Source organism: Herbaspirillum sp. B65 (assembly GCF_000333555.1).
Classification (GTDB): domain Bacteria; phylum Pseudomonadota; class Gammaproteobacteria; order Burkholderiales; family Burkholderiaceae_D; genus Herbaspirillum; species Herbaspirillum rubrisubalbicans.
Map to the genome: position 1 here is coordinate 1 of NZ_BADI01000315.1, position 6,509 is coordinate 6,509.

The window sequence follows — 6,509 nt, forward strand, 5'->3', positions numbered from 1 at the left end:
TTGGAGAGTCCGGAGTTTTTTTTTCGGGATTTATGCATCTCCATGAGAAACCGCAATTGCAAGTCAGTAGTAAAGGACGCATCCTTTGTAAATAGCGTAAACATTGCGGGCAGCAATCAATGAGCGGGCAATGATGTTCCTCGCATGCGCATACAAACTGGAAATCCCAAGTTAAACGACAGTAGCCGTACTCGTGCAAACATTGGCCGCATATTTGTGGCCGTAGCGGGCGGATCAAGTAAGGCTTGGTGATTTTGATCGAGCCTAATGAATTCACTGAAGTCCCATCTACAAATCGCCGTCTCCACATGGTTTGCTCTATGTGTGCAAGCGGAATACCGAAAGTGCGCGCGATTGCAAAGCAATCTTCGAACTTAAAGTGGTTCAGCTTATCGCGTCCAAGTTCTTGATATAGCCAATGAATCCCTTGAACCTCATTTGCGTTTGCCATTCGAAGAACAAAGCCCATGAGAGATTCACCATCTCTCATGGTGCTCTGGAATGGCATGGGAAGAATTTCATTCCATGCCAAAGATGTTCTCCTGTTGCGGATTGTTTCCGAACACGCTTGCATATCCTATTTTTAAGCTATCAGCATCAATAGCTGTTTTTCCTGAGCTCATCCCGGCATAAGTGCTTGCAATGAGAAGCTGCTTCAGAGTTCGTGGAACACCGTTTGTTGCTTTATGAAGTTTTCTTGCGAAGGTGGTGATAGGCTTGAGGTCGAATTCAGTGACGTCTTGGGAAATTTTCAAGAGTAGACCTTTCCAGCTTTCGTCGTTCTGAAATTCGGACAGCGAAAAGCTGGCAGGAGCTCTTGAGGCAAGTTGATCATTACTTGCAGACAAAGGAACGAATTCCCTTGTCCCCATCATCATGATGACAACTCCAGATGCATCCCTAAGCTCCTTGAGCCAGTCTGTAATAGCTGCTGCGGAGAGGGTTCTTTTTCCTCGGGAAATATGCTGCGATTCATCAATGAAGACAGCGATAACGCTCCGCTCCCTTAGAGTTCTCGCTAGTAGAGAGCTCTGCTCTGAAATTGTGGATGTGCGCACAATTGTTTGATAACCGAGCTGCTTCATCAGATTTGAAATGAGCTGGCCTATATTTGTATTAGCTCCGGCAGCGATGCTTAGACAAACCGCACCTTCTGGTACTGCATCGTCCTCCGCAATTTTTTGCTGGACAAGTTTTATTAGTGAGGTCTTACCGCATCCGGAAGGTGCAATGACCACTCCACCATAACAAATATCAGATAACTGATTGAGATGTATGAGGTCGATAATTCCGTCATATGCCTGCTTAAACTGGTGGTGCATAACAATGATTGCATTTATCTGTCTTGCGGCCTTAATAATCTTTATTTTGTTCATTTTTATGGCCTTTAATCCAGAGAGAAACTTGAGAACGTCGGAATCTCTTTTTCGGTATATGCCGATATTGCCCCTTCATTTACTAGTCGCTCGGCAGGTGGGACGGCTAGACTGATGGGGTCTCTAGTTGAAAGCAGCGTTTGAGATGAGGTGAGAGCACCAAATTGTTGTGCGGATCTAACGTTCTTCTTGCCAGTATTTCCTTTTAAGAAATCGTTATACATATCGATGATTTCGAGCTTACCTTTCACAAGTGTTTCCACCGCATTGTTCTTCTTAAGCTCAGATTTTTTCAACTGCCGAATGGCTCTGTGCTGAATTATAGAAAGGCCTTGAGTGTATTCAGGGTTGCAGCTCGGAACCATTAGCCAGTCCTTGCTCCTCGGCTCCTGTACATAGACGTAACTTAGGTCCTCGGGTTGATACTTAACTGTCGTCTTGAAGGTGGTTCCAATGCGTCTTCTAAGTTGTTGGAGCTCAGTACTGTTGTAGTGCAAATATGCGCTTTCGATACCGGAATTACCTACCGTCAGATTTTTCGAAAGAGCGCTAATTAACTCTAGTTCCTGTGTCGACGAACAGAACTGTGGGGGGGGAAGCGTCTCAAAGCCCTCTTTGAATGTTTGATAGGGTTGAGCTAGCGTGTAGCTATTTGATTCAAAAGGCATTACATCGACGAATAATTTGAGCAGGCCGTGGCAAAGCTGGCTGAAAGTGATAGCAGCGGTCTTTCTTGGATCTGGAGGAAGGTAGTTATTTGCCGGCTTGTGAACTTTCCCTTGGGCCGGAAGGCTTTGGGTTATAACGCCAAGAGCGCGCTCGACTGACGGTTTAAGCCAAGGTTGGCGAACGGCGCAGTATTGGATATCCGTATTCAAGTGCAAAGCCGCGAGCTTGAACTGTGGGGAGTGAAACTCCAGGCCATTATCTACCACTGCCAGCTCGAATATCCCATGACCCATCCAAGTGTGAGTGAGACCCGATACTCCTTCTGTGTAGATCTGTTTTGGACTGATCGCAATTTTTAATGCATTTAATGTGGGGCCGAGACCGGTTCCCCAGAAACTCACGTAGAAGCCGATGACGTAGCCAGAGAAGGAGTCAATGACTATCGTAATGGTGGGGCGCCCCATCGGAAGTCCAGAGCGGTCGCAGACGACCACCAGATCTAATTGGGTGTGATCCACCTCTACACGTTCCAGTACGCGGCGAGCTTTTGGTCCACCCAATGAATAGCGCCATTTGTTACGCGCGTAAGAGGCGCCGAACCTTGCAGCGTCCTGGCGGTATTTGTCGACTTCATTGGCTATGCGTCGTACAGTTGATGTGCTGACTTGTATCGGATTCTCAGAAAGAGTGCTTAGTTGCCGATTCACTAGCAAAACAGATCGGCTGAGCGGATAGCGTTTAGTGGTGAAATATTCTGTTCGTAGAGTTTTTCTCACTATCTCTATTACGTACGAGGGAATGCGAGGATTGCGTTTACGTCTATAGTTCTTTGTAATAAGAGCCGTCGGATTCATTCCGGAATTCTTCAACTCTCGCCACCATGCCATCACCGACGATGCAGATGGAACGGGTTCTTGGCGCAACTCGGCAGTTCTTGTAATGCTATCTTTTATGAGCCTACGCTGACCCATTGTGATTCCCTGTTTCTGTGCTGCGTTGATGTACTGAATTTTTCGATCGAGCTCCAATCGCACCGTCTCAGGAAGACTGTCTAGACTGGAGATAAGCTTCGGAGTCTCTGCATCGTCGTTGGTATGTGACAGCGGGGTGGTTTCACCTCCTACGACTTTCATGCGTCCTCGAGAAATTTCTCTATGAAGAGTTGCTAAAGTCCATGTGAAAATTCGGCCATTCGTCGGATCTTCGAACTGGACTTCGTCATCATTTAGAACTCTTCGAAATTCCAGTAATTGCATGTCCCGGCGCAGAATTAAACCAATCGATAAAGTGTAGATAGCCATTCTGGTGTTCCTTTGGAATCCTGACGATAGTAGATTTTGTGATGGGTTTAGAAAGGTCAACGGATAGTCTTGCCCGTCCCACCATATGAAGGATGTCTCTTTCAGTTACTGCTGCTTCTTTAGTCAGCTCGTCGATTCGAAGCCCTTTCGGAAAAGTACTAAGGATTCTCAAACAGCGTTGTTTTGCTTGTTCATTGGGTGAGTAACGTGCAAAACGTAGTAGATAGCTAGCGTTGCTGACCTTAATTCCGTGATCGATTTCCTTTTCAGTCAGAACCAGGAATGGAGTTTCATGTTCTTCGAGTAGACGTTGTGCTTCAGCCAATTTGTGAAGGTGTTTTTGGAGGAATTTTCTGGGTTTCACTTCAATCACTACCTTCGTACCGTCTCTGAAAAGCAAATAGAAATCCGGCACATAAGTGAGTGATCTTTCATCCTCCACATATTCAAGGCGGAACGGCTGATGAATCACGCGTTTAATAGAGGGGAGAACCAAGGTCTGTTGGAGAAAGCGACGCTCTAGTTGCGACTCGTATTCGATGCCGTGATCTTGAATCCATGAGCACGCCAATATCCCAACCGACCTGTGGGGGGAACGATGGATAACTTTTCTTGCCGGCTTGATGGAGCCTTCGGCATTGAGTTCGTCGGGAAGGCTGCGATTATTTCTCGACATGATTTTCCCTTTCCTCATCGACGTGCCGAATTCTGAGTAGCGATTTAAGTTGACCTACATATGGAGAAGAATCGCGTCTATGTAGGTGAAGTGTTTTTTTGAAATTAGAAAGAAGAAAATTTCCCTGTAGAAGATCGGGCTTCAATTTCAATTTTTTCGCATTGCAAAAGATGCAGGGCGCTTCCCTCATTTGCTTGGGGAAGGCCTTACTTACTCTTGCTCCATCTTTGCTGGTATAGCCATGTTTCAGAAGTGGGGATGCTTTCTTGTTGATTTTTTGTGGCAAAAGAATTTCCTCCGCATGCTAGAAATCACTAGACGCAGTCAATTAATGTGATGATTGAAGTTAACTAGGCGTGCGTATTCCTTGAGCCTGAATAGCTTTGCAGTCGGAGATGCGGGAATGTCGCTTGACGGAGGAGGAGATGCTGGCGATACTGAAGGTTCTCAAGCTAGAGTGACGCCAGTCACTTCTTCCAACGTGCAGGCCTAGTGCCTGTGCGTTAGGAAGTAATCATAGAAATCCTTTTCTATTGGTTTAAACGGGCATGAGTTGTGTTCGTTGTTCAGTCATTTCAAGAATCGCCTGGATTGCTCTTATTTGTTTTGGTTGGAGCCAAATTAGGCGTTCTGCAAAATTCACGGCCAGATCAAGTTGTAATGGCGAGGCTCCTACTGCCAATGGCCCCAAGACGACCGTGGCACCTGCAAGCCGAATGATTTCCTTTGCTTCGCCGTCTGATAAGTCGAGATAAATCCGCAGCTTCTCAAAAAACTCTTTGTTCCTTGGCGGAGACTTTCGGGCCTTTTCCAGGGCTGAGAGATAGGTCGTGCTTACCCCTAGCTCAATTGCCAGCGTTTTCTGCATCACGTGACGAGATTCACGCAGCGCTTTAAGTTTGATTGAAAAAGGGCTCATTGCAGGGAAATTTATATTTCTTAGAAGAGTAAACCAGTCATTGCAAATTCGCAAAGAGGATTTGATAAAAAATCCTGTTAAATCAATTGGTTAAATTATTTAATGCTATGCCGCGCAAATGATTTTCTATAGTTTTTGTAACTAAAGAAAAAGAAGGCGACTGTGATGGAAATTAGAATTTGACGGCAACCATTATGTGCCGGTGGGCGGTGAGAATTGCGGCTGCGGTAACGGTTGGATGAGCCGCTAAAATTGGTTAGCGCATCTTCCGATATTGAGGTGTAGAGGAATTTTTAGGCAGTGACTGTGGTGCTCAGAAGTAAGTCAGCATCAGTAACTCCTTACTACCAAGGATATTTCGAATGATATTTGGTGGGAGTCTACGAATATCATGGACGGCGGTCCTTTGCGCTTTTCCAAGACGAGCTAAACCCAAATATTCTTTCTCTCTGAGTCGATGCTCAGGGCCAGATTTCGAACATTTACCCAGATAGATTCTGGTCGATCCATTTCTCTTGCAGCCTCTTCTGCTGCCATTACTACCAAAGGAATAGGGGCCTCATCGAGGAAATGAATGATGTTCGATAGATAAAGCGCAGGTATCGTACCTGTTTTTAATATTTCACAAAGAGTGTTAGGGTCGATATCGTTCTTATAGCTAACGCTAGCATTTTTTGCTGCCATTTCCAGACCGCGTTTTCGAGTTCTTGGTTGAACTGTCGGTAAGTCGAGCACTAGCCCGACCACTGCCATTATTTGGCAAAGAGTCTGGTAGCTGATGTCTTGTAATTGGCCACTTTCAAGATCATGGATATCAGAGATCGGTACCGAAGTAAGGCTGGCCAACTGCTGTTCAGTTAAATAAAGTGCTCGCCGACGTGCTGCAATTATCGGACCTATTTGATAGAGCCACATTTTCTTTATCCGGTGAATATCAGAAATCTTTATTTCGGTTATTTTGCTCTACACAGATGGGAACTGGTTGCGCCACTGGGGTGGTCAAGCAGTTTTTCAAGGTCGAGCCAGAAATCGTCTGCTGACGAAGTCGACTGATATTTGTTTTGGCGGCTCACGTTATTTCCTTAGAATTACCAGGTCTGCGAGAGATGGATATGGCGTAGTGCTTTTCTACAAGTCTCAGCTAGCACACTGATAGCCTCTTCCTTATAAGTGCATAGTTGCGTGTTGCGCCAGTTTTCATGCTTGTCGAAAACTAAGACTTTGTTGATCAACTTCTATCTTATATCCCATGGCCTTATATCCACGCTGCCGTTTCTCCCACATTCGATAGAGTTGTGGATGGTCTAATTCAGCATAATCGTGAATCAAGATATCAGTCTTGTCTGCATGATCACGATGTAAGCGGCCCGCATACTGTTGTAGAGTTCCCGCCCAGGAGATGGGAAGCGTCAATATCAAGGTGTCAAGAGGAGCGTGGTCAAATCCTTCGCCGACCAACTGGGCGCTGGCCAGCAATAGGTGGGGTGTATTCGTAGGGAGTTTCGCCAACGCATTGATGACACTTTTTCGCTCCTTTGCTTTCATGCGACCATGGAGCATAAAGCAGG

Annotated in this window: 7 protein-coding genes; all 7 read right to left on the reverse strand. The window is 45.8% G+C overall.

Annotation, left to right across the window (positions count from 1 at the left end; translation table 11 throughout):
* A partial coding sequence (locus I5W_RS29570) for a TniQ family protein (protein ID WP_199901718.1) occupies window positions 1-532 on the reverse strand: 532 nt, incomplete at its 3' end.
* Complete coding sequence (locus I5W_RS08130) at window positions 519-1,376, reverse strand: ATP-binding protein (RefSeq protein ID WP_044528852.1); 858 nt, start codon at window positions 1,374-1,376, stop codon at window positions 519-521. The genes I5W_RS08130 and I5W_RS29570, both read right to left, overlap by 14 nt.
* 11 nt (window positions 1,377-1,387) lie before the next feature.
* The gene (locus I5W_RS29575; RefSeq protein ID WP_083893492.1) at window positions 1,388-3,346 is read right to left on the reverse strand and encodes a Mu transposase C-terminal domain-containing protein; all 1,959 of its coding nucleotides are present in this window, start codon (window positions 3,344-3,346) and stop codon (window positions 1,388-1,390) included.
* Window positions 3,267-4,022, reverse strand: a complete 756-nt coding sequence (locus I5W_RS29580; RefSeq protein ID WP_159106111.1) for a TnsA endonuclease N-terminal domain-containing protein — start codon at window positions 4,020-4,022, stop codon at window positions 3,267-3,269. Before I5W_RS29580 ends, I5W_RS29575 begins: the two co-directional genes overlap by 80 nt.
* A gap of 538 nt (window positions 4,023-4,560) precedes the next feature.
* Window positions 4,561-4,941, reverse strand: a complete 381-nt coding sequence (locus tag I5W_RS29025) for a helix-turn-helix domain-containing protein (RefSeq protein WP_148289058.1) — start codon at window positions 4,939-4,941, stop codon at window positions 4,561-4,563.
* A gap of 426 nt (window positions 4,942-5,367) precedes the next feature.
* Window positions 5,368-5,856: a transcriptional regulator gene (locus I5W_RS31135; RefSeq protein WP_148289059.1), complete on the reverse strand. Its 489-nt coding sequence runs from the start codon at window positions 5,854-5,856 to the stop codon at window positions 5,368-5,370.
* Window positions 5,857-6,138: 282 nt separating this feature from the next.
* The coding region (locus I5W_RS33225) for a helicase-related protein (RefSeq protein WP_044528855.1) at window positions 6,139-6,509 on the reverse strand (371 nt) is incomplete at its 5' end.

What these genes read in the sequence shown, in the direction of transcription:
- I5W_RS08130 (WP_044528852.1), bottom strand. Translation starts at nt 1,376, where the DNA reads ATGAACAAAATAAAGATTATTAAGGCCGCAAGACAGATAAATGCAATC.
- I5W_RS29025 (WP_148289058.1), bottom strand. Translation starts at nt 4,941, where the DNA reads ATGAGCCCTTTTTCAATCAAACTTAAAGCGCTGCGTGAATCTCGTCAC.
- I5W_RS31135 (WP_148289059.1), bottom strand. Translation starts at nt 5,856, where the DNA reads ATGTGGCTCTATCAAATAGGTCCGATAATTGCAGCACGTCGGCGAGCA.
- I5W_RS29575 (WP_083893492.1), bottom strand. Translation starts at nt 3,346, where the DNA reads ATGGCTATCTACACTTTATCGATTGGTTTAATTCTGCGCCGGGACATG.
- I5W_RS29580 (WP_159106111.1), bottom strand. Translation starts at nt 4,022, where the DNA reads ATGTCGAGAAATAATCGCAGCCTTCCCGACGAACTCAATGCCGAAGGC.